At 36.4% G+C, this 22,695-nt stretch carries 13 protein-coding genes and 1 pseudogene; 11 read left to right on the top strand and 3 right to left on the bottom strand.

Features of this window, described 5'->3' with window-relative positions:
- Positions 1–516: 516 nt before the first annotated feature.
- Positions 517–1,863 carry a ParB N-terminal domain-containing protein gene (locus QNJ50_RS00695; RefSeq protein WP_300631002.1) on the bottom strand — a complete coding sequence of 449 codons (1,347 nt, stop codon included), beginning with the start codon at positions 1,861–1,863 and terminating at the stop codon, positions 517–519.
- A gap of 902 nt (positions 1,864–2,765) precedes the next feature.
- Between QNJ50_RS00695 and QNJ50_RS00690 the strand changes: the two genes are divergently transcribed.
- The 5 genes from QNJ50_RS00690 to QNJ50_RS00670 all read left to right on the top strand — a co-directional run bounded on the left by QNJ50_RS00690 (position 2,766) and on the right by QNJ50_RS00670 (position 9,496).
- The gene (locus QNJ50_RS00690) at positions 2,766–3,989 is read left to right on the top strand and encodes an ABC exporter membrane fusion protein (RefSeq protein WP_300631001.1); all 1,224 of its coding nucleotides are present in this window, start codon (positions 2,766–2,768) and stop codon (positions 3,987–3,989) included.
- Positions 3,990–4,127: 138 nt separating this feature from the next.
- Positions 4,128–5,306, top strand: coding sequence for an ABC transporter permease DevC (gene devC / locus QNJ50_RS00685; protein ID WP_027844596.1), 1,179 nt, complete (start codon positions 4,128–4,130; stop codon positions 5,304–5,306).
- 262 nt (positions 5,307–5,568) lie between these two features.
- Positions 5,569–6,564: an NAD(P)-dependent oxidoreductase gene (locus tag QNJ50_RS00680; protein ID WP_300630997.1), complete on the top strand. Its 996-nt coding sequence runs from the start codon at positions 5,569–5,571 to the stop codon at positions 6,562–6,564.
- A 253-nt stretch (positions 6,565–6,817) separates the two neighbouring features.
- The gene (locus tag QNJ50_RS00675) at positions 6,818–8,017 is read left to right on the top strand and encodes a glycosyltransferase family 2 protein (RefSeq protein WP_300631147.1); all 1,200 of its coding nucleotides are present in this window, start codon (positions 6,818–6,820) and stop codon (positions 8,015–8,017) included.
- 216 nt (positions 8,018–8,233) lie between these two features.
- Positions 8,234–9,496: a glycosyltransferase gene (locus QNJ50_RS00670; RefSeq protein ID WP_300630996.1), complete on the top strand. Its 1,263-nt coding sequence runs from the start codon at positions 8,234–8,236 to the stop codon at positions 9,494–9,496.
- Positions 9,497–9,660: 164 nt separating this feature from the next.
- On the opposite strand, the pseudogene QNJ50_RS00665 reads toward QNJ50_RS00670, so the two are convergent.
- Positions 9,661–9,822 (bottom strand): annotated as a pseudogene (locus tag QNJ50_RS00665) (IS1 family transposase); the annotation flags it as partial.
- Positions 9,823–9,842: 20 nt separating this feature from the next.
- Entirely contained in the window at positions 9,843–10,499 is a 657-nt protein-coding gene (locus QNJ50_RS00660; protein ID WP_300630994.1) for a hypothetical protein, read from the bottom strand.
- 541 nt (positions 10,500–11,040) lie between these two features.
- On the opposite strand from QNJ50_RS00660, the gene QNJ50_RS00655 reads away from it, so the two are divergent.
- The 6 genes from QNJ50_RS00655 (at position 11,041) to QNJ50_RS00630 (ending at position 22,587) form a co-directional block, all read left to right on the top strand.
- Positions 11,041–11,547, top strand: a complete 507-nt coding sequence (locus QNJ50_RS00655; RefSeq protein ID WP_300630992.1) for a DUF4112 domain-containing protein — start codon at positions 11,041–11,043, stop codon at positions 11,545–11,547.
- A gap of 31 nt (positions 11,548–11,578) precedes the next feature.
- Positions 11,579–12,514 (top strand): alpha/beta hydrolase, encoded by a 936-nt coding sequence (locus tag QNJ50_RS00650; RefSeq protein WP_300630990.1) that lies wholly within the window; start codon positions 11,579–11,581, stop codon positions 12,512–12,514.
- A 1,291-nt stretch (positions 12,515–13,805) separates the two neighbouring features.
- On the top strand, positions 13,806–15,206 hold the full coding sequence (locus QNJ50_RS00645) for an ATP-binding protein (RefSeq protein ID WP_300630988.1): 1,401 nt from the start codon (positions 13,806–13,808) through the stop codon (positions 15,204–15,206).
- A gap of 145 nt (positions 15,207–15,351) precedes the next feature.
- The gene (locus QNJ50_RS00640) at positions 15,352–16,749 is read left to right on the top strand and encodes a cation:proton antiporter (RefSeq protein WP_300630987.1); all 1,398 of its coding nucleotides are present in this window, start codon (positions 15,352–15,354) and stop codon (positions 16,747–16,749) included.
- A gap of 465 nt (positions 16,750–17,214) precedes the next feature.
- Positions 17,215–21,201 (top strand): phytase, encoded by a 3,987-nt coding sequence (locus QNJ50_RS00635; protein WP_300630986.1) that lies wholly within the window; start codon positions 17,215–17,217, stop codon positions 21,199–21,201.
- 441 nt (positions 21,202–21,642) lie between these two features.
- Positions 21,643–22,587: an FkbM family methyltransferase gene (locus tag QNJ50_RS00630; RefSeq protein WP_300630985.1), complete on the top strand. Its 945-nt coding sequence runs from the start codon at positions 21,643–21,645 to the stop codon at positions 22,585–22,587.
- Positions 22,588–22,695: the final 108 nt, after the last annotated feature.

The raw sequence follows: 22,695 nt of genomic DNA, 5'->3' as shown, positions 1-22,695 counted from the left end.
CAAAACTACATTGAGATATTTTCCTAAAATATACTATTATTACTCAATTTTTTCCCAAATATTTGTCATGTGATTATTTACTTGACTGTTCGAGACATACATCGACTTACTAAGTAGTAAATTTTGATTAAATCATGATATTTCCCAATAGTTTTAAAGACAGCTAGCAATTTTAATCGTTGCAGATGAATTTCAAACTCATTAATGTAATAGTAGGTACAGAAGGTAATATTGATTAATTAGTACATACAAAAATAAATATTTTAAATCTTTTATGAATAAGCCTAAATATTATGGATTAATTTTTTTATTTTTGTCATTGGTCTACAAAAATCACTATCTGCACAATCTCATACCATTTCTATGTTCAAATATTGCATTCCTGAAATCTTGTAGAAACTATAATTATCAAGAGGTGAAATCTCAAGATTCTAATTCCCGAACTGAGTTTGGGAAGTAACAAACTAAAACCAAAAATATATTACTATTTTTAAACTTTTTTCCATTCCCTGTTCCCTATATCTTTTGCGCCTGTTTATCAGTCATATTTTGCCAACGTATAATTCCTCGACTAACCCTTTGAGGATTATCGTCACCGATAAAACAAATACGCTTAAGTCGCTGACAAATAGCGAGGATTTCCCCTTCACCCATAAATGGTGCGATCGCACAATCATTCGGACTACTATACAAATGCAGTAAATAATTAACTATTCCTTCAACATTTTCAACATTAACCGGCATTGGTGGTTTAGATATATTTTGACGGGAAAATATGCCGATATAAATGTTACCGATCGCTAATTCATATTGAAAAGGCATTTTATTGGAGCGACAAAAGTCATAAATATAACCTTCTTTTCTCAGAACAGCCACAATACGCGATTCTTCGACTAAATAATCGTGCTTCCAAGTTGAGGATAAAGTCGCTATCGTTAATGCAGCCTCTTTCGGTAGCAAATCTTGAAAGTTATCGCTGCTAGTATCGCCACAATAAACCAAATTTTCTCCCAACTTCCAGCGGTCGCCCAAATTAACTTCTAGTTTTGATAACCTTCCATATAATTTTTTTTGTTGATTTTGGGTTCTACTACGAGAAGATTTTGCTTCTATTAAAGCTTCAGTACTTTTGAGAACTGACAACTGTGCTTGTTTTTGTCTTGTCCTGTAATTCAATACTATTTCAGCTTGTCGTCGTTGTTTTTCTCGATTGGATGATGCTTTAGCTAAAGCCAGTGCTTTTTCCGCTTGTTCGGCTTGAATACGCTCTTTGCTACCTGCTCGGGCGATATTCAATAGTGCTGTTTGACGTTGAGCGATCGGTGTATTCTCAATGATTTGCAAAATATCTGGGTGAATATTTCGGATTATTTGCTTGTCATACTGATAAGTTCGTTCGCTTAAACCACTCTCTTTTGCTAAATCCTTAGCTGTTTTGATTGGTGGTGAAATTATTTCACTACCTGTGATATTCCTACCTGTCAGAGTGTATTGATTATCTCCAACTTTTGCTAGTAGTCCCAAACGCAAAAGTATTTCTTCTCTCTCAAGCCATAGTCTTCCTCTCTCTAGGGGTCTGAGTTCATTACGAATCAAATTCTCATCAATTTCAGCTAAACGGGCGCGATCTGAATCTTGATATACAATAATATGACACTCGATTTCTTTTAAACCTAACTGTTCGCAGGCTTTCAAGCGATGATGTCCAGCGACTAAATTCCAATTATCATCTAAAGTAATAGGATTTAATAATCCATTGGCTCTAATGGATTCCATTAACTCATCAACTTTTTCTTGTTTGATTGGACGGCGATTGTTATTAATACGAATTTTGTTTATCGGTACTGAAGCGAGCTTAGTCATAGTTGAATACCATTTTTTCGTTTATTAAGATACAAGCGATACCATGGCACTAATATAAAATCTTTGGTAGATATTTCTTTTTTTTTACCTGCACTTGCAAGCAAAAAACTAACGTATATTTCCTATTACCTGATTCCTGTAACTTATTTTCTCTTATGCTCTATCAAAATACCTAATGATAATACTTAAAAAATACTAAAAACAAAAGTTCTGTAAACTGAGTTACTTTTTTCAAACAATAGAATATCTATGAATAAAGCTGAAAATAACCTCTAACCTTGAGTAAAGACACCATCAGAATTTATATGATTTTAGACTATAGATCTATGGATTAATCCGGATATTTTGATATAGATTTTTATAGTGATTACAGTATGATTTTCTTATTATCATCTTAAAAATAATACAAATATACCTAACCACTAATATTTTGTTGACAATATTTTTTTCATTTGCCATAATGTAATTCCATATTTTTCAATAAAAATTTAAAAATAATTTTTGCAATATAGTATATTTCGTTTCTTTTTTTGTATTGTGTTTTTTGCTATTTCAATAATCTGAACTAAGATAGGTTTTAATAGGATATTTTCCCATTGGCATTAGCAGATAAATCTTACCCAGATTATATTTATAATTCCTGAAGTAATGGTAGAAATTATTACTCAATAAATCTTAATTTAGGGGATTTAATTAAAGAGAAAAATTTGTATCTAAAACATCCAAATGTTCGCAAATTTAAGGGCAGAATTAGGACATAAAGAAACCCATATAAATTTCTTAGTTTTTTGATTCTTTTTGTTTATTTGTTTTGTTGTCACAGAAAACTGTTTCAATCGATCGAGATAGTTATAGTTCTCCACATATAAAAGTCAAAATATTAGAATAACTGGAATCAGAATATGACAGCAGATAAAGAAAGCCAGCTATCTCCACAACCTAAAAATCGTTGGCGCATAATTTTAGCAACCTTAATTACATTAGGTGCTGGGTTAGTATTTTCATCAATGTTCTGGCGGCTTAGTTCTCAAGTCAATTCTCCCCCAGTAGATTCAGAAAAAACAGCACCAAAAAGAGTTGCAGTTACTGCATTAGGGAGAGTTGAGCCTGAAGGAGAGGTGATCAAATTATCTACTCCTAGTTCCTTGAGTGGCGTACGAGTCGAAAAACTCTTAGTTAAAGAAGGCGATCAAGTTAAAGCTGGAAAAATCATTGCTTTATTAGAGAATTATGCTCGTTCCCGGGCTGCATTACAACAAACGCTCGATAAAGTACGGATAGCACAAGCCAAGCTAGCACAAGTGAAAGCCGGAGCAAAGCAAGGTGACATCAACGCCCAAAGAGCTACAGTAACTCGTTTACAAGCTCAGTTACAGGGAGATATTGCTTCTCAACAAGCGACGATAGCACGCTTAGAAGCAGAATTAGTAAATGCTCGTACAGAAAATAATCGATACCAAAGTTTATATAAAGCAGGTGCAGTTTCTGCTTCTGTTGCTGATAGTAAACGTTTGGAACTACAGACAGCACAAAAACTACTACAAGAAGCGAAAGCAAAATTGAAAAGAACTCAAAATACTGTACGAGACGAGATTGAAGAAGCAAGAGCAAGATTAGATAGTGTAAAAAAAGTACGTGCGGTCGATGTTCAACTCGCGCAAGCAGAATTAAAGAGCGCTGAGACTGCAGTCCAAGAAGCGAAAGCACAATACGATTTAACTTATTTGAGTTCTCCCATAGATGGAAGAATCTTAAAAGTTCATGCCAAAACAGGAGAGGTAAATAGTGAAAAAGGGGTTGTAGAAATAGGTAAAACATCGCAGATGTATGTAGAAGCAGAGGTTTATCAAACTGATATTAATCAAGTCAATAAGGGACAACAAGCTATTATCACTAGTGCAGCATTTCCGAAAAAAATCGAGGGAACGGTTACTGAAATTGGTTTGCAAGTCGATCGACAAAATATTCTCAGTGTCAATCCAGAAACAGAGACAGATAGAAGAATCATTCCTGTAAAAGTTCGCATTAACGATCCAAAAGATAGTGAAACTCTTTCCGGTTTAACGAATTTACAGGTGGATGTTGCCATTATGATTAGCCAAAAACCGGTAATAAGTAATAAGTAAGGAGTAATGAGTAAGGAGTAATAAGTAAGGAGTAATGAGTAAGGAGTAATAAGTAAGGAGTAAGAAGTAATAAGTAAAGAGTCAAGAATTTTTATTCCTAGTCTCCAGTCCCCTATCCCCAGTCGCCAATCGCTTACCATGACTTTTAAAATTCCTGTAGCATGGCTACAATTAGCCCGCAACAAAATTCGAGCGATCGTCGCTGTTGCTGGTATCGCTTTTCTCGTGATTTTGATGTTTATGCAACTTGGTTTTCAAGATGCTCTTTATTCCAGCGCGACCCAAGTACATCGTCATTTACGCGGAGATTTATTTTTAGTTAGTTCTCAGTATAAGGCTTTAACAGCCTCTCAGAGTTTTTCTCGGACTCGTTTGTATCAAGCTTTAGGTTTTGAAGGTGTAGAATCAGTTTGTCCTATATATTTAGGATTTGCTAAATTTAAGAATCCCGATACAGGACAAAAATATTCAATTTATATCATTGGCTTTGAACCGGGAAAACCCGTAATCGATATTCCAGAAGTCGAACAAAATATAGATCGGATCAAAATTCCCGATGTAGTACTTTTCGACCGGAACTCTCGTCAGGAATTTGGTCGTGTTGCAGAAAGATTTGAACGAGAAAATAACAAACAATTAATTGAAATATTTCCTTTTGATTCTCTCAAGGGTTACAAAGTTAGAGTTGGAGGTCTATTTAATTTAGGTCCATCCTTTGGTGTTGATGGAAACTTAATCGTCAGCGACTCTACTTTTTTACGGATATTTCCTAATACTCGTCCCGCAGAGATGATAGATGTTGGTGTTGTTGCTCTTAAACCTGATGCTGACCCTCAGAAAGTTCTGAAAAATTTGCGGGATAATTTACCGGATGACATTAAAATTTTTACTCAATCCGGTTTCATTAACTTTGAAAAACAATATTGGGCTACTAGAACGCCTATTGGTTTTATTCTCAATCTTATGTTAACAATGGCTTCTATTGTTGGTATTGTTATTGTCTATCAAATACTGTATAGCAATATTTCAACTCAATTAATCGCATATGCCACGTTAAAAGCTATAGGTTATGAGAATAAATATTTATTAAATATCGTATTTCAACAAGCATTCATACTAGCTGTATTGGGTTACATACCTGGCTTTGCAATTTCTCTAGGTTTGTATGATTTTGCCATGGAAGCAACAAAACTACCAATTATGATGAACTTGCACAATACAGCGATAGTTTTACTCTCAACAATTTTAATGTGCATTATATCTGGAGCATTAACAGTCAATCAACTCCGCTCTACAGATCCAGCAGATATTTTTTAGAACACTAGCGACTGGGGACTGGCGATAGGGAAATAGGAAAATTCATAACTCCGTATCACAAATCTCCAATCCCTAATCCCCAATCCTCAATCCCTATATGACGCTGTCGCGTCACGCAATACCTAGAGGCTTCGCCGACGCCGCAGGCTCTAGCTGCGCTACCTGCGGATCCGATCCGGTACGCTTACGCTAGGCGCTAACGCTAACGCCAATCCCAAATCCCTAATCGCCAATCCCCAATCCCCAATCCCCAATCCCCAACATGAAAACACTACTCATTACCGATGTTTCTGGATTTGTTGGTTTACGTGCTGCTGAACTTGCGATCGCTAAAGGAATGAAAGTTCGCGGACTGCAGCTTAAAACAGACAAGTCTTCAACAGCAAAAAACCTAGGTGTAGAAGTTATTCCTGGAAGTGTAGTTAAAGCTGAAAATCTTAAAAAAGCTTGTCAGGGAGTTGATATAATATTACACACCGAACAATTAGCTCAAGAAGGTGGTTCCCTCAAAGATTTCCATAAAGTCAATGTTGATGGTACCAAAAATATCTCTTATGCAGCTAAAGAAGTAGGTGTTAAAACTTTTGTTCATCTCTCTAGTGCGATAGTGTACGGTTTTAACTATCCTGAAGATATAACAGAAGATGGTCCACTTACTAATGAGAATAATCCCTACTGCCAAACTAAAATAGAAGCAGAACAAGCTATTTTAGAATTGAACTCTCCACCTGATTTTGGTACGATCGTTATCCGCGCTGGAGATGTTTATGGTCCGGGTTGTATTCCTTGGATTGTCAGACCTTTACATTTGATGGGTCAAAAATTATTTGCTTACGTTAATGATGGAGAGGGAGTTATCAATCACGTATATATTGATAATTTAATTGATGCTATTTTTCTGAGCATAGAAAAAGAAGCCTACGGAGAAGTATTTAATATCACTGATGGACAAAAGACTTCTTGGAAAGAATATTTTTTACTTCTAGCGGAAACAGGGGATTTACCAGCTCCTTTTTCCTTACCAAAGGATGAACTTAAGTTATTTTTAAAAGTCCGTTCTGGAGGACAAAAACTTTTGCGTCAACAGCCAGATATTTTCCCGGAAGCTGTAGATTTTATGTCTCGTCCCCATAGTTATTCTATTCAGAAAGCACGGGAAAAATTAACTTACGAACCAGCAGTTAATCTAAAAGATGGGATGCAGTTGATAAAGCAATGGTTGAAAACTGCAAATCTCAAACAGCTTATGGGTAAATAGAATTTATTTAAGTAAGTAGGCAAGAAAAAAGTAAACTATGTAAATAAATATAAAATGCTCGTAGTAGCGCTTTAGCGCTAAAGCTTTATTACAAACAAGTTATGATTTTTCTTACTAACCTACTTATTCATTGAAAAGAACTTAGTACGAATTTCTTTCAAACTAGCATTTATTAGGGGAATCAAAGGTGAATCAGTTAATTGCACTATTTTGTACGGGTTTATTGATTTGGTTTATCATCCAATCGCTTTTGATGTTGTTTTTCTTAAGATATCTGCGTTCGTATAACAGCAAATCATTACCGGTAAAAGTAAAAGAATTACCGAAAACAGCAGTTATTTTATCCTTACGTGGAGCAGACCCATATCTTTCCAAGTGTTTGCGATCGCTTTTTCAACAAAACTATCCAAATTATGATATTAAGCTCATTGTTGATAGTGAAGAAGATCCAGCTTGGAAAGTTGCGATAAAAACTGTTGCAGAAGAAAAAGCTAGTAATGTGGAAATTCAAGCTCTCAAACACCGACGAAAAACTTGTACTCTCAAATGTAGCTCTTTGGTGCAGGCTCTTTCTACCTTAGATAAGACATATAAAGTAGTTGCTTTAGTAGATGCTGATACAGTAGCTCATTCCAATTGGTTGCGGGAATTAGTTTCTCCTTTATCAGATCCTAAAGTTGCAGCAACAACAGGTAATAGGTGGTATCTACCGACGGGTCAATATTGGGGAACTTTGGTGCGCTACATATGGAACACTTCTGCAGTCGTACAGATGTTTTTGTACGGTATACCTTGGGGTGGAACTCTAGCTATTAAAACCGAAGTCATACGAAAAACAGGATTGTTGGAAAAATGGAAACACTCTTATACTGATGACACAATGATTAGTCGAGTAATGCAAAAACACGGCTATCAAGTTAAATTTGTACCTTCACTATTAATAGTTAATCGAGAAGAAACTAACCTGCCAAGATTACTTCCTTGGATTCGAAGACAGTTATTTATTTCCCGACTATATCATCCTTTATGGCCAGCAGTTGTTGGGGATTCCATATTGACTATAGTATTACCAAACCTAGTATTGGGACTCTTTTTTATTAGCTTTTTTATCGGACAAGGACAAGCTGCTATTTTAGCTTTGATTGGTTACTGTAGCTATTTATTCGGCTTACTTGCACTTATCCTGACTCTGGAAAAAAGTGTGCGTCAAGTTATTAGCAGGCGTGGTGAAGTTAGTCCAAGATTTAATAAAAGTAAAATTTGGAAGATATTTGTTGGAACTCCATTTACCCAATGGTTTTATTTCATTGCATTAGTTTCCTGTCATTGGATGCCAATTGTCAACTGGCGTGGAATTAATTATCAGATTAAAGGACCATTCAAAATTCGCATGATGGAATATCGTCCTTATAAATGGGTGGATCAACCAATAGATCCAAAAATTTCTCTTTGAGGGTTATTAGAGAAGAAGTCAGGAGACAGGAATCAGGAGTCAGGAGATAAGAATTTATCAATAAAAAATGACATCATTCTAGGATCTGTTAGACCTGTTACTATATCCCATTTTTAAAAATCAATTTAATGGGTCTAACGCACTATCTGATATCGGTGGGTTCGCTAAATTTTAAGCAATAAAAGTTATTAAACAGATATAAGAAACGGACAACAAATGAACAAAAAACCTCTTCGTATTGCTCTTTTTACAAGTCTCTATGCTCCGTTTTTAACTGGAGTATCTATTGCAGTACATCAGCGAGCAAACTGGTTATTAGAGCAGGGTCATTTTGTATTTTTGATTCACCCACAAATTAACGAACAGTATCCCGAAAGTGTGGGAAATCGTCCAATGGCTGGTTTGAGTAAATTACAGTTCTTCCCTAACTTTTCTTCCTATGCATTTCCTACCAAACCTCTGATATTTTATAAATCTCTTCCCCAACCTCTGAGTTATCGACATTGGAGTGATACTAAACTCCTACAAGAATTTCAGCCAGATATTATAATGGTTGAAGAAGCTGCACAAATCAGAGGTTTTTATTCACTCTTTTTACAAGGTTATGGTCGTCCGATAGCCCGAGAATATGCCAAACTAACCGGTACACCGACAGTATCTCTATTTCATACTGACATAGTCGCTTATATTAACTATTACCTAGGTGATCCAATTTTTCGTTTAATCCGTCCCATACTTCCAAGTCTGATTAAAAAGTTCAGCGAAAATTATGATTTAAATTTATTTCCTTCTAGAGGACAATTGCTCAAATATCAGCAAATGAAATCTCAACGCAGTGAATATCTTCCCTATCAAGGAGTTAATTGCAAAAAATTCAATCCGGGAAATATTGCTTGTAATCCGATTCCTGAGGATAATAGACCAACTCTACTGTTTGTTGGACGCATTTGTGCAGAAAAAAATGTTTCCCAGCTTTTTGATATATATAAATTAGTTGCTGCCAAAATTAGTAATGTCCATATGGTTATTATTGGTAGCGGTCCTTTATCTGAAGAAATAGAAGAACGTGGAAAAAGTTTAGCCCCCGGTTTGACTGTATGGGGTGAGTCTCACGGAGAAGAATTATTAGGTTGGTATGCTCGTGCAGATATATTTGTTAATCCTTCAGTTACGGAAAATTTCTGTACCACAAATACAGAAGCATTAGCTTCTGGAACCCCGGTAGTTGCTGCAGCTGCACCTTCTAGTTCAGAGCAGATTACACATGGTGAGAATGGTTTGATCGCTGAAGCAAATAACTCACAAGATTTTGCTAATAAAATAATCCAAATCTTGGAAAACCCCGAACTAAAACAAGAAATGTCTCGTCAAGCTCGTCTTGGAATACTGGAATTTGACTGGTCTACATGTATGGAAAAGTTAGAAGAAAAACTCTATGGACTTTTTGAAGAATCTCAGAAGACAGAAGTTAGGAGTTAAGTATTTATTTAATAATTCTGAATCGCGAGCAATAGTTTTTTATCAATGAGGATGGAGACATATCCGGTATGGCGATCGTTGTACCGGGTTTTATTTATTAATGTAGAACGGGGAACAGGAAAAAGTAAAATAGAGAAAAATAACTGGTAGTAATGCAGACTACCATTATAGTGATGAATAAAATGCCAGATAACACCAATATGGTTGTTCAGGATTTTGGAGAATGATAATGTTTTACGAACTAGTCGTCCAACTCCCTGTTTTAAGGTGTTATTGAACCTTTCAAAGCTTGTCTTACCATTTTCTTTACCCAGTGCTTGATGTCGTTGCATTACTACCCAATCTTTTACCTATATCCACGACACTCTGGAGTTCCAAAAAAATTACGTGGTTTACTACAAACTTCGGTTAAATTAGCGCTTAGTTTTTCCTTTTCTTTATTAGCTTGATAGTACAGAAGACGCCAATTTTTCAGTTGTTTCGCAAGCTTAGATCCCGTTAATTCTTCATTCTTTTGCTGATAATCTTTAGCCAGTTTTGTTAATCTTTCGTTTTCATTAGTCAGCTTTACTAATTTTGCATTCCGAGCTTCCACACCTTGAATAGCTTGCTCTGCTAAGCTTGTCCGATGAATGGAAGTAACAGTCATAATTGATGCAGCTATCCCAGATGCAATAGCAATTATTGAAATGAATCTATTCTTTTCACTCCATGTTTTAGCATTTTCCAATCGCTCGATGGATTCTTGATTAAGAACTTTATTCGCTTCATGTTGCGACTTTAAAGCAGATAATGCAGGATTTTCTATCCCACCTGCACTATTTAAATTTACTCCTAATTTGTAGTATCCGGTGAGATCTTTTTCTAATTTATCTTCTATCACCTGTGGTTCAGCAAAACCGTTTTGACCGGAAATTACGGCGAGCATTCGGGCTAAGTCCGGTTTTTCCTGAACTGATTCTGCGATCGCTAAGTTTATATATTCTGAGGTTAAGTTTTCCATGTTAATTTATATTTGATTTAAATAATAATGTTTAATAAATTACAACGCCGGTATATTTTCTTAATTCTTTCCTTTCACAAAACGTCAGTACATTTTAAAAAAAATATTACAGACTATAACGGTTCATCCGTGCTGTGAAATGACTTAAAATTTAATCCAGCTCTTGTTATTTACTACCAAGTCACTCAGTCGAAAAACTGAAAACTGTTTATTTTTTTCTAGGATAAATATAAATCGATTAAATAATTTAGAAAATAACAATTTTTGGATGCTGACTTTTCCCGTGAAGTCTCTTTTATAAGCTGTCAACCCTCACTGTATACTTTCTCTTAGTTTTAAAATTGATCAGCTAGCTGTGGCTATGCATAAACCAAATCAACCTGCTTATAATCGCTCTGATGTTTTTATCATTGATGATTAGCAATGATTGATACAGCTTTTTGCTATGTATTTGTGTGATATTTGGGAGTAACACTTGGGAATCGAGTTTAGCGATTTAGCATGATGTAAGCTGTGGGGGATACACTCAGCTAATCCTATTATGTCCTTACCTTCATCTAAATTTTCCACCATAGATCCGAATAGTAAAGCAGGTGCTCTCAAACGTTTACGTACTCTGAGTCGTATTTTAGATAGTGCGATCTTAATTCCGGGAACAGGTATTGGTCTTGGTTTGGATCCGATTATAGGATTGCTACCTGTTGGTGGTGATTTCTTAGGGATTTTACTTTCTTCTTATATTGTTGTGGAAGCTGCACGTTTGGGTGCACCTGCTGGAATGCTAGCTAAGATGGTTCTAAATATCATTTTAGATGCCCTAATCGGAGCAGTACCAGTTTTAGGGGATCTATTTGATTTTACCTGGAGAGCTAACGACTACAATCTCAAGCTAGTTGAAGAACATTTACAGTTTCCCGGTCACAAAAGGAGTCATAACGTATGGTTTATTGTAATATTGATAGCCGGCTTGTTACTCCTTGCCATTGGTTTAGTTTCCTTAGCAGTAATGATAACTAGCTTTTTGGTAGGATTATTTACAGGTAAATAAAGCGTACACAACAAGTTACTATTCAAAATCAATGCAAGATTGGTGGCAAAAAACCTTTCCCAAAGGTAGACAATACTTAACGATTACTGATGCTAGTGGCTATCCCATGCGAGTAGCTTACGGAGAAAAAGGGGTAGGGAAGCCACTAATTTTATTACATGGTATTGGTAGTTGGAGCTACAACTGGCGTAAAAGTATTGAGCCATTATCCCAACATTTTCGGGTAATTTGCTTTGATGCTAAAGGTTTTGGGTTTTCAGAGAAACCCCAACATCGTCGAGAGGTTGAAGGTCACCAAGCGATTGAATTTGAACGCATTATTAAGGAACTATGTGAAGAACCAGCGACGGTGGTTGCAGAATCTTTAGGAGCTTTGATTGCTTTAGCACTTGCTCAAGAACATCCTCACATTATTGGGCGATTGGTGGTGGTAAATGTTCCAATTTTTACAGAAGCTTTACCTCATTGGGGTATGAGATTATTTTCCCACACACCATTAGAAGTAGTGGAAATAATAGATCGCTTGCGTTTGACGTATTTATTCGCACCTTTAATTAGAGAAGTTATGGCGATGGAACGACGTGAGGTGCTGTTTGATCCATCAATATTAACTCCTGAGGATGTTTACTGGATCACTTATCCGTTTATTGAATTTCCCGGGACTTTAACCAAAGCAGCTGAAGAACTAAAAATAGCAGATCGAGAAATCAAAAATTGTAAGTTCAATCAAACTGGTTTATTAAGCAAGATACAAAATAACCTAAACTCTGTAGATTGTCCCACATTAATATTGTGGGGAGAGCAAGATAGTTGGTTTCCTCTTGCTCATGGTTATAAATTAAATCAATGTTTACCTAACTCCCAGTTAAAAGTTTTAAGAAATTGTCGTCATGATGCTTCATCAGGTGCTTCTGAAGTGGTTAATGAAGAAATTATTGAATTCTTAATGACAACTAATTTTATTTAATTTTATTTAAATTGATTTAAATAAGATTACTAAAAAAAGACGTTGCCTTATAACGTCTAAATACTATTAATTGAATAGAATCTATTTCAAATATTATTTCTCATAAAAACCATAAACATTTATTTTTATTAATAAATAAAAAAAAGGTGGGAGGAAGCATATCAATCGCTTTCAAACTCCCACCCTGACATTTGTCACTGAAGCGTAGAGAATCTATATAAACCATGCTGTACTTTATTTTGGGGGCTAACGTGTGGGTCAAGAACAGCATCCGTATATATTTGATATTCTCATTGCGACAAATGTCAAACCTGATTATTGTTTTAGAATTATCTAAATTTTATTATTTAGATGATTTTGTGACTAATTTTTATCTTTGAAAAAGGTAGAAAATGTATCAACAATTCATTTAAATGGTGTGATACACCCTGACAACAACACCCTTGAAGTCGTTTATCTTTATATAAGATATCCTCCAAATTTTGGTTGAGGTTGCCATTTTGGCAACTTTCTCTAGAAAAATAAAAACTGTAATTAAAGCAGCAAAAACAAAGTAATTATTAGTGCTTGGAAGTAGTTTTCATTGATTTTCTATTAATATTTAATATTTAATTAATGGTATTTTCTCAGGATAATAATTATTTATTCTATCTTTTAGCAATGAATTGAGTTTTCACATTTGTGAGCAAATGAATTGGATCTCTGGACAGAAACAGCACAAGAATAAGTATGAGATAAAAAGAGTTAGGAAGGGTAAGGATTGCAATTACCTATTTAGCAGAAGATAGGAAAGGTAAAAAAATGCAATTAAAATCTTAAATCCAGATATTCTCAATCGACGAAGCGATCGCGAACGCAATTACTTAGAGTCGGGTTTTAGTCGGGTTTTGATGATGAATCGCGTAAGTTAACATTATGCAACGAATATTACTAGTATAATCGAACACTTTAGATAGCAGCCATTAAGTTGCATGGTAATGGAAATATATCGATGGGGATAATCTAAGGTAATATTCTTGCATCCCGTCGCCAAATACCAAAAAAAGAAGCTTTGAATTAGCGATCGCAAATATGGTCAACTAAATGAGAAGACAACAGTTATGATTAGAGTTGCTGAGTCTGAAAACCCACCTTTGAGATTAGCTTTAGGCACTTTTGTTATCAGTGCTATTTGTTACAAGAATTAATCTGTAAAGATAAAATTGGAAACTCAAAAATAGCTTACTGTGAATGTAGCCTATAAACAATTAGTGGTGGGTAAATTGGTTTGTAATAAGGGGAATGTCCTGTTGTGTTGTGTGTAGAAGAACTTTTAAGTGTGGAGTTATTTAAAATACTTCCTAAAAGTAGACTGGAATGGATATGCGATCGCTCTCAAGAAATTCAGATACCGGTTGGGGAGAAATTAATCTCTGAAGGCGATCCAGGAAGAGGATTTTTTATTCTTACGGAAGGAAGAATGGCAATAACCCGCCTCACTGAAGGTGTGGAAATGCCTTTGGGACGACATGAAGCACCGGGTTTCTTCGGAGAAATTCAAGTTTTAACTGATGAAGCAGTACCCGTAACTTTGCAAGCACTGACTAACTGTATCGCCTACGAACTTAAGGGTGAAGATTTTCTCGAATTACTCCATGATTGCAGAGATTTTGAGCGCGAGATATTTCGAGTTGTAGGAAGAAGACTCAGAGGTTTAGAATCATTCATTCGTAACCGAGAGAAAATGGCAGCTCTTGGTACTTTATCCGCAGGTTTGGCTCACGAGTTAAATAATCCAGCAGCAGCAGTGGTTCGCGCTCTTAAAGACGTCACTCCAGCAATTTTAGAATTGCAAAGGATGAATCTTGTTTATGGACAACGGAACGTGGATGACGCTCATACACAAGAATGGCTCAAAATCAGGGATGAAGGTTACGAAGCAATTATTAATCATACTTTAGACCCAGTTACCTTGAGCGATCGCGAAGAAGAAATTTTAGAATGGTTGGAAGATTATGGGGTGGAAAATGCCTGGAATTTAGCCGAACCATTAGCCACTGGTGGAGTTAAAGTTAATACACTTAAACAACTTATAGAACCTTGGAAAGACGACCCTACGGAACTTAGGGATATGGGACTGCGTTGGTTAGCGTTGTCTTTTGATGTAATGTCAATCATCCAAAGCGGTTTGCGTGGGGCTGAGCGGATTTCGGGTTTAGTCAGTTCAATGAAATCTTACTCTTATCTGGACCGTGGAGTCAGTCAAATGGTTGATGTTCATCAAGGTCTTGAAGACACCCTGAGACTATTCTCATATAAGTTGAAGTACGGAGTTGAGGTTCATCGTTGCTATGCTTCTGACCTCCCAAAAATTATGGCTTATGGTAGCGAACTCAACCAAGTTTGGACCAACTTAATTGATAATGCCATTGATGCCATGGATGGTAAAGGGAAATTGAAATTAAAGACTTCTCGTTTTGAAGATTTTGTCAGCGTGGAAATTATCGATTCTGGTTCGGGTATTCCTGCGGAAATTAAATCGCGAATATTTGAACCTTTTTACACAACAAAACCTGTTGGAAAAGGTTCTGGATTGGGTTTAGATAATGTCAGGCGAATTGTGGAAAATCGTCATAAGGGAGCGATATACCTAGAGTCAGAGCCGGGAAAAACCTGTTTTAAAGTTTGCTTACCCATAGCTCTTTCCGAATAGATGAAATAACACAATTGGTATTTGTTTATTTTGGTTTATCACTAACAGAGACGTAGCAGAGACTACGTCTTTACACTTTTTGATAGTCCAAGCAAGATAAAATGCTCTCAAATCGAAGCATTCGCTTTACTTTAATGGAGAATAAGTGTTGATATTCAATACCATTTTTTATGAATGGGGAGCACAGCTAGTTTCTCAACAACCCATTCCTCTTTTAGCAGCAGCAAATACTGAAGAAGGATATGATAAAGCCATCGTTGGAGCTTTAGTTATTACTGCTGCAATTATTTTTATTTTCAGCATCGTCTTGGGAGAAATTTGTACCCGTTTTGGCTTACCGTCGGTGTTAGCAGATCTAACTACCGGAGTTTTGCTTGGTACTTCCGTACTGGGATTATTGATATTTTCCCAATCTGGAGGAGAAGCTAACAGTCTTTTAATTCAATTTCTGGAATTTACGACCGGTACTTCCTCAACAGTTGCACAGGAAGCATACAAGTTTCAAATGGAGGAATATATAGATGAAAGTGCAAATGTTGGACTTTTAGCACTGTTATTTACCACAGGTTTAGAATCTAACTTAAGAGATTTAATTAGAGTTGGTTCCCAAGCTGCAACAGTAGCTTTAACAGGAGTTGTTCTTCCTTTTGCTTTAGGAACTTTAGTATTGATGAAAATTTTTGCAGTTGCGACTATCCCTGCTGTATTTGCAGGTGCTGCTTTAACTGCTACAAGCATTGGAATTACTGCTAAAGTTCTTAAAGATATTGGTAGATTACAGTCCGACGAAGGTCAAATTATTATTGGTGCAGCAATTCTTGACGATATTCTCGGAATTGTCGTACTTGCAGTAGTACTTAGTCTAGTAAAAACCGGTGAAGTTGAAATAATTAACATTTTTTACCTTATTGCAAGTGCGATCGCCTTTGTGTTAGTTGCAGTTGTCCTCAATAGACTTTTTGGTTCTCTTTTTGTCAGTATTATTGACCGTCTATCTAATCCTGCTGCACTGATGCTGTTAGCTCTAGTATTTCTCAATACATTTGCGTTGAGTGCATCTGCAATTGGTTTGGAGGCTATTTTAGGGGCTTTTGCTGCCGGTTTAGTCCTTGGGGAAACTAAGTTTCAAGAGAAATTGGAGCAGCTATTCCGACCCTTCGTATATGTTTACACAACAATATTTTTTGTTACTATCGGAGCAAAAATTGATTTAAGTGTTCTCAATCCTGCAATTCCCGAAAACCGTCAGGGTTTGATTATTGCTGCTTGTTTGATTGCGATCGCAATTTTCGGCAAGATTTTAGCTGGTTTTGCTGTTATTACTAAAGAACCTGTAAACCGATTAGCAATTGGTTTTGGAATGATACCTCGGGGTGAAGTAGGATTAGTATTTGCTGGTTTGGGTGCAGCTAGTGGGGTATTATCAAATTCCTTGGATGCAGGAATTATTATCATGGTAATTGTAACCACTTTAGTCGCACCGCTTCTGCTAAGAATTGTTTTTTCTGAGAATTCAACATTAAAGACTCAGGAGTCAGAATAAAAATATCAACTAGCATTTCGACTATGGGTACGGCTCTTTTGAAAATATGAAATAACAATTTTGTTAACTTCTATAAGCCTGTTTATGCCTAAAATAATTTTTAACGGGTGTTGCTCCCAGGCTTGTTTTCGCGCAGTAGCAAACGTAAAAACCCCCTTTTAAACCATGACACAATTTTATAAAGAGATATGATTCAGGTATCGGGAAATTTGTGTGAACATCTTTTTAGATGACTGGGGGCTGTGTTTATTATCCTGCATAAGTTTTAGGGGTTATGACCAAATAATTACTAATTCGTAATTCGTAATTTGCGAATTAATTATCAATTAATGAATTCAGGGACTTGTACCCTGAATTCATTGATGAAAAAAATAAATTTGATTCATTATTCAAGCCCCAGGATTCAGTTTAAAAACTTTTAACCTCAATATACTTGTTCCTTAACCTCTAAATGAAAGATTTTAAGTGAATATCTTTAATAATGGTTCTGGTAACTTGCTAGTTGATTATGTGTTACCTTCTGAGAGCTTAGATATTAACGATTCTGGGGTGTTTTGGCCAGAGAGCAATGACCCCCAATTCGATTTGGTTGGAGATTTTCCTTTTCCTAGTTCCGACCATCGTCTAGTTTATGCTGATGTTCGTACAAGTAATGATATGCAAACTAATAATCAAACAACTAATAATCAAGATCGTAAAAACGTTAAGGGTGTCAAGTTCCTCGGAGAGGTAACTTTCCCCACTGGATTAGAGGTCGATGGAACAGAATTCGGTGGAATTTCTGGTTTAGCTTACGATGCTGATAAGGGTGTTTACTACGGATTATCTGACGATCGCAGTCAAAGAAACCCTGCTCGTTTCTACAATTTATCTATCGATTTAAGTGATGGTTCTTTAAATGATGGGGATATTACCTTTGATGGTGTTACTACTCTTTTAGATGAAGATGGTAATCCTTTTGCTGAAGCAAGTCTGGATCCAGAAGGAATTGCTTTGAGTAAGAATGGTAATTTATTTATTTCTTCTGAGGGTGATGCGAATCAACTAATTAATCCTTTTGTAAATGAGTTTTCGTTACAAGGTAAACAACTAAGTGAATTACCAGTTCCAGAAAAATTTCTCCCCACAGCAGATCAAAGCAGTGGAATTCGCAACAATGCTGCTTTCGAAAGTTTAGCGATTTCTCCCGATGGAAATTTTCTCTACACAGCTGTTGAAGATGCGCTTTTTCAAGATGGTCCCAGAGCAGATTTAGAACAGGGAGCTTTGGTAAGGATTATTAAATATGACTTACAAACTAAAGAACCTGTAGGTGAATTTGTTTATGAGTTAGATCCAGTTGCTGAAGCACCGCTACTTCCTGATGCTTTCAAAGTCAATGGTTTAGTCGAATTACTTGCTCTTGATAATAATGGTACTCTTTTGGCTTTAGAACGTTCTTTTTCCGTTGGAAAAGGTAACACGGTTAAGCTTTATGAAGTAAAAACCCAAGGAGCGTTGGACGTAAGCAGTGAAAATAGTTTATTTAATGAATCAGAGAATCAATCTTTTGAAATCGATCCAGCAGTAGAAAAGCGGTTATTGGTAGACTTTAAAGACTTGGGAATTACTCCCGATAATTTAGAAGGTTTAGCTTTAGGTCCAACCTTACCCGATGGTAGTCAATCCCTAATTGTTGCGAGCGATAATAACTTTAATGACACTCAAAAAACTCAGTTTATTGCTCTAGGTTTAGATTTAAATACCACCCCTACAGTTCTCCCTACGGTAGAAACTCCCAACACTATTAATGATGAAACATCAGAAGGTGTCTTAAAAGGAGACTCCGACGACCCCGCAATTTGGGTTAATCCCAATAATCCTGAAGAAAGTATTGTTATTGGAACCCTTAAAGATGGTGGTTTAGCAACCTTTAACTTGAAAGGGGAAATTCAACAGACAATTCCAGGAGAAATAAGTCCATCAGGTAACTTTGGTCTTGAAAAACCCAGCGATTCCTACAAAGCAAGGTTTAACAACGTCGATATTATCTATAATTTTCCTTTCGCATCAATGATCGCTGGTTATGAACCAAAAATTGATATAGCGATCGCATCTGATCGAGCAAATGATAGTTTAGCAATTTTCACGATTTCGGAAAACGGTGAACTTAATAAATTACCCACACCGGAATTAGACGATCCAGCTTTTTCTATTTTTGGTGTCGATGACGGTGAAGCGACAGCTTACGGTTTAGCAACCTATACCAGTCCCACCTCTGGTAAATCCTACGTCTTTGTTACCCAAGCAGATGGAAACAAAGTTGCTCAAATCGAACTTACTTCTAAATTGGGACCTGCTGATGAAGCATTAATGGAAGCTAAAGTTGTCCGTACTTTAGAATTACCAATTCCTGAAGACGGAACAGCAGAAGATGGTCAAGCAGAAGGTTTAGTTGTAGACAAAGAATTGGGTTTTCTCTACGTCGCAATGGAAGATGGTGCGGGTATTTTGAAATTTGGAGCAGAACCACAAAGCAGTAATGATTTTACTGTAGTTCAAGGTTCTCAATCCAAAGAAGATTTACAACAAGTTCCATTTAGTGACTTTATTACCTTTGGTGATAGCTTAGCAGATGTTGGTAATGTCTTCCTCATCACACAAGGGACTGAACCACCATCTCCACCTTACTTTAACGGACGCTTTTCCAACGGTGAATTAGTACCCGAAATCCTTGCAAAAGAATTAGGTTTATCAGCTTCTACACCTTCCCTCGCAGGTGGGAACAATTATGCATTCGGAAGCGCTGAAGCTGGTTCTGGTAATTCCGACGAAGGTTTCCCAAATGTTGGTGAACAAATTAATTCCTATTTAGCTACAGACACACCAGAAGCAACTGATGTTTTCTTCATCTCTGCAGGTTCTAATAACTTTTTCCCCGATACAAATGCTGAAGCAACGGCAGAAAATATACCTACACCAGAAAGTGTCTTAGAAGGATTAACTGATAATATTACCACCCTAGCGAATGCAGGTGCCGAAAACTTTATAATTCCTAACCTTGCACCTTTGGGTACACTTCCCTCCTCTAATGCTGCTGGAATTAGTGATCAACTCAACGCCTTATCAGCTCAATTTAACACCTTGTTAGATATTGAATTAGATGAACTTGAAGATGAACTGGGAATAAACATTACTGAATTAGATGTTGCTGGTGAAATCACTACAATTCAAGCTAATCCAAGCAAATTTGGTTTCACTAATATTAATGAACCCGCTTTAAATACAACTACTGGAGCAGTAGTACCTAACCCCGATGAATATTTTTGGTGGGATGCTGTACATCCTACAGGTACTGCTTACAATTTAGTTGCTCAAGGTTTAATTGACGACCTCCCGAAAGGTACAACTCAATTTACAGATACTAGTACTTCTCCCTTAGTCCCTGATGTAGAAGGTTTATCAATATATTATGGCAAAGATGGTACCGGTTACTTAATCGCTTCTTCCCAAGGTGATAGCAGCTACGCAGTATTTAACCGCGAAGGTGATAACGAATATTTGGGTAGTTTTGCTGTTGGTGACAATGGTGATATTGACCAAGCTAATGAAACCGATGGTTTAGATGTTATTAATGTACCTTTAGGTCCAGAATTTCCCAATGGTTTATTAGTAGTCCAAGATGGAGCAAACGACCCCCAAAACGTTGTTCAAGATGAGGAAGAATTAGAAAACAATAGCACTAACTTTAAATTCGTTCCTTGGGAGGGAGTTGCAAATGCATTCGATAATCCCCTACAAATCGATCCTAACAGCTATGACCCCCGCAATCCTCAGTCACCAAAACCAGCATCACCTGAAGACAAAAAATTAATTACCGGTACTGATGGTGATGATTTGTTAGTCGCTGGGAAAGACTTCAAAGGTGAAAACAATATTCTGTTTACTGGTGCTGGTAATGACGAAATTGATTTAGCTGGTGGAAGCAAAAATCGAGTTAACGCTGGTAGTGGTGACGATTTGATTTTTGTCGGTAGCAAAGATAGAGTATTCGGTGGTGCTGGTCGCGACATATTTGATGCTACCGATGGTATGGGTGGTAATCGGATGTCTGGTGGTAAAGGTAATGATATTTTCTTCTTAGGTAAGAATGACCGCGCTTTGGGTGGTAAAGGTGATGATAAATTCTTCGTTCAATCCGGTGGGGATAATGTCATCTTTGGTGGTAAAGGTGCAGATCAGTTTTGGATTGCGAGCGCAGAAATTCCTAAATCTGCAAATACCGTTCTTGATTTTAAAGCTGGTACCGATGTTATTGGTATTTTGGGTAGTGCAAATTTGGGTATTGATGCATCAACCTTGGATGTGAGTGATGATGGTTTTAATACTACCATTGCCTTTGGGGATGATACGTTAGCTGTACTCAATGGTGTGACTGATTTTGATGTTAACACCAGCGTTGTTTTTGGGTAATTGTTTGAAGACGTGTTTGCGTCTGATCTCCCCTAACTCCTCTTAAAAAGTGTTTGCGTCTGATCCCCCCTAACCCTTCTTAAAAAGTGTTTGCGTCTAGATCCCCCCTAACCCCCCTTAAAAAGGGGGAACCAGTCAAATTCCCCCTTCCGAAGGGGGATTTAGGGGGATCTTATCCGAACCGTATTAAATACCGACTTACGTTTATAAATGTAATTTTATAGATGTAATTTTAAAGTTAATTCAATTTACCAAATTGTAAATTTCAAGATTATTCGGCTTTTTGCTCGAAAAAGCAAGATTTTGAAAGTTAAATTATTTTGAAAGTTACACTTTCTTGAGATTTACGCTTGATATTACAAGTTGGTATAAAACGCAAAGCGAGGATTTTGAACCTCATACTAGTGAAACATTAATCTGTATTTTAAGGAGCAATGTAAAATGGCTAACCAAACTATAAGGACTCCAAATTTTTTCCAAAAAACTCTGGTTGAGTTGTTGGGATATATGTTTCGATATGGAATAGATCGTGGTAGAGGTGTTTTATTAAAATCACTATTTCCGAATGGAAGTTTCTTTGAATATGATTTCACGATTAATAATTTAGGAAAACCCTATGCAGGAAATTTAAAATTCGGCATCGATCATCATATTTTCTTCTTTCAATTTTATGAAAAATACATTACCCAAGTTCTGCAATTTGCAGCGACCTATCTTTCCTCTCAAAAGATTGCAGTTAATTTCTTAGATGTCGGTGCTAATGTTGGTTCACACTCTCATTTCATGTTAGATTTCGCAGATTCTGTACATAGTTTTGAACCCTATCCCGAGATTTTTCGTTCCCTAGAAGCGAAGTGTAAACAGCACAAAAATCCATCTTTTCACATTTACCAATTTGGTCTTGGTGCAGAAGACAATGAATTAGAATATTATAAGCCTGATTCCTGGGCTTGGGGTTCAGGTACAGGCTCATTTGTATCCGATTGCACGGGAAACGAAACAACCCCCATTTTGTTACAAATACGTCAGGGAGACAAGTTTGTGACAGAGAATGGAATCAATCCTGTTTCTCTGATAAAAATAGATGTTGAAGGTTTTGAACCCTTTGTCCTTCAAGGGTTAGCTCAGACCCTAAGAAAAGATCGCCCTATCATTATTATGGAGATGTCGGCAATGACTCGCAAAACTATAGCCGAAGCAAATCTCTCCTTAAGTTCGATCTTATATGATGATGTAGAACTGTTTCAAATTGAACCTATAAATAAAAGGGGAAAGTTCAAGTTAGAAAAAAAGAGCTTTGAAACACTTAGCAATAACCATCATGACTTACTAGTAGTACCCCAAGAACATGTCAACGGTCTTTTGGAACACATTCCACAATGGTAAAAATGATTTGAATCACTTCCAAAACATAATTTTGCGATGGCTGAAAAATCTTTATACTGAGTTTGAAAAAGCAAATACTCTTTTGAAGTGAAAAATGATATTTCAGGG

Source organism: Mastigocoleus sp. MO_188.B34, assembly GCF_030065675.1.
Lineage (GTDB): Bacteria > Cyanobacteriota > Cyanobacteriia > Cyanobacteriales > Nostocaceae > Mastigocoleus.
The sequence above is the reverse complement of the archived record's forward strand: the minus strand, read 5'-3'. Positions and strand labels throughout refer to the sequence as shown.